Source organism: Pseudomonas agronomica (assembly GCF_025917275.1).
GTDB classification, from domain to species: Bacteria; Pseudomonadota; Gammaproteobacteria; order Pseudomonadales; family Pseudomonadaceae; genus Aquipseudomonas; species Aquipseudomonas agronomica.
Genome location: NZ_JAOSHO010000714.1, coordinates 1 through 2,000, shown reverse-complemented (window position 1 = coordinate 2,000; position 2,000 = coordinate 1). Strand labels below are relative to the sequence as shown.

The window sequence follows — 2,000 nt, the reverse complement described above, 5'->3', positions numbered from 1 at the left end:
TGTGGGAGCGAGCTTGCTCGCGAAGGCGTCGGGTCAGAATGCTCGCGATGGTTCGATAACCTTGGGCTATCGGCGCTGTGCCTGCTTCTGCCGGTACATCGCCGCATCCGCCTCGGCCAGCAGGCTGTCGATCGACGTATGCCGCTCGGGATCGTATTCGATCTGGCCAACGCTGAATTCGATGTCGTAGCCGCGCTTCAACGTCGCGTTGCGCTCGTCGAGAATTTCCCCGAGCCGCGCCATGATCGCGGTCGTCTCGACGTGGGAGGAGCCAGTAAGCAACGCCACGAACTCATCACCGCCCAGACGGCCGATCACGTCACTTTCGCGGAAGGCGATACGCAGCACATCGGCAAAGGTCTTCAGCGCGCAGTCGCCCTCGGCATGCCCGAAGCGGTCGTTGATGGGCTTGAAGTCATTGAGATCGAAAAACAGCAGCGTGGCCGGTCGTGAAAGCCGATCGCATACGTTCAGCGCATGCTGGGCCAACGTCTTGAAGCCACGCCGATTCGACAACAGCGTCAGCTCGTCCATGCTGGCCATCTGCACGGCGATCAATTCCTGCTCGGCCATGCTCGCCAGATCCCGCAGCAGCTCGCGCTCTTCGTCATTGAGCTTGCGCGGCTTGGTGTCCAGCAGGCACAAAGTGCCCATCTTGCTGCCATCGCCCAGGCCCAACGGGTGTCCGGCATAAAAGCGGATGCCGGGCTGGTCTTTAACCAGCGGGTTGTCATGAAACCGCTCGTCCTGCTCCGCGTCGCAAATCTCCATGATCTCGTCTTGCAGGATGACATGCCCGCAAAAGGACACTTCTCGCGGGGTTTCACCGATATCCAGGCCGGCGCTGGACTTGAACCATTGCCGGTTGGCGTCCACCAGCGAAACCAGGGCAAAGGGTACATCGAACAGGCGTCGGGCGAGACGGGTCAGGCGGTCGAATCGCTCCTCGGGTGCGGTATCGAGCAATTTCAGCGACTGCAGGTTTTTCAGCCGGACGGCTTCGTTGTCAGGTTTGCCGGGCGCAAGCATCGGAAACTCCGTTGGCGAGACTCCTTGCAGTCTAGTCCAGACCACGCCGAACTCGAACGGGCATTTTGCGGCACAGGCGAATACACTCAAGCAGCCAACAAAAACAGGACACTCATCGATGAAGCCCGCCAACCACGACGACGCCCCACGCTTCTGGCGCGACGCGGCGCTGCCCTTTATCGAGGCCCGGTCTATCGCCGATGGCCGCAAGGTCTGCTATTCGCGCCACGCCCATGACCATTTTTCCATCGGCGCGATCACGGGCGGGCGCAGTACCTATCTGCACGAGCAGTCGCGTTTCCAGGTCCAGAGCGGCACGGTGGTGCTGATGAACCCGGGCGATGTCCATGCCTGCAATCCGATCAACGATCAGCCCTGGTCCTACGTGATGCTGTATGTCGACACGCAGTGGCTGCGGGACCTGCAACAGCGGATCGGCTTTGATCCGACGTTGGATTTCCAGGCATTCGACACGACGCACAGCCGGGACGTCGTGCTCTATTCCGGCCTGTGCGCGCTTTACGAAGTATTGGTGGACGAGCAGATCGATGCCGATGACAAGACAGGCGCCGCCATGGCGTTTTTCACTGACCTGCAGCATCGGCTCAACCCGGCGGGACGCCCGGATCGGGGCAGTCATCCGGCGCTGATGCGGGCCGCGCAGTTCATTCATGATCATTGTACCGAAGCCCTCAAGCTTGAAGACATCTGCGCTTTCGCCCAGCTCTCCCCGTCCTATCTGAGCCGAGCGTTCAAACGTCACTACGGCATGACGCCCCATGCCTTCCTGATCAACCGGCGAATCCAGTTCGCCCGACGCCAATTGCGCGAGGGCAAGTTGATCGCCGACGTGGCGCTGGAGAGTGGGTTTGCCGACCAGGCGCATTTCCAGCGGGCGTTCAAGCAACACCTGGCGGCGACGCCCGGGCAATATCGCGGCTGATACCTGCGGTAGGAATCGTGGCGAGGGG

At 61.2% G+C, this 2,000-nt stretch carries 2 protein-coding genes; one reads left to right on the top strand and one right to left on the bottom strand.

The features are described from left to right. Positions 1-66: 66 nt before the first annotated feature. A complete protein-coding gene (locus tag OC610_RS26460; protein WP_264432145.1) occupies positions 67-1,029 on the bottom strand; it encodes a sensor domain-containing diguanylate cyclase in 963 nt (320 codons plus the stop codon). 118 nt (positions 1,030-1,147) lie between these two features. Between OC610_RS26460 and OC610_RS26455 the strand changes: the two genes are divergently transcribed. Further along, the gene (locus tag OC610_RS26455; protein WP_264432142.1) at positions 1,148-1,972 is read left to right on the top strand and encodes a helix-turn-helix transcriptional regulator; all 825 of its coding nucleotides are present in this window, start codon (positions 1,148-1,150) and stop codon (positions 1,970-1,972) included. Positions 1,973-2,000 lie beyond the last annotated feature (28 nt).

Coding starts and splice junctions, on each gene's coding strand:
- OC610_RS26460 (WP_264432145.1), bottom strand. CDS start 1,029: ATGCTTGCGCCCGGCAAACCTGACAACGAAGCCGTCCGGCTGAAAAAC.
- OC610_RS26455 (WP_264432142.1), top strand. CDS start 1,148: ATGAAGCCCGCCAACCACGACGACGCCCCACGCTTCTGGCGCGACGCG.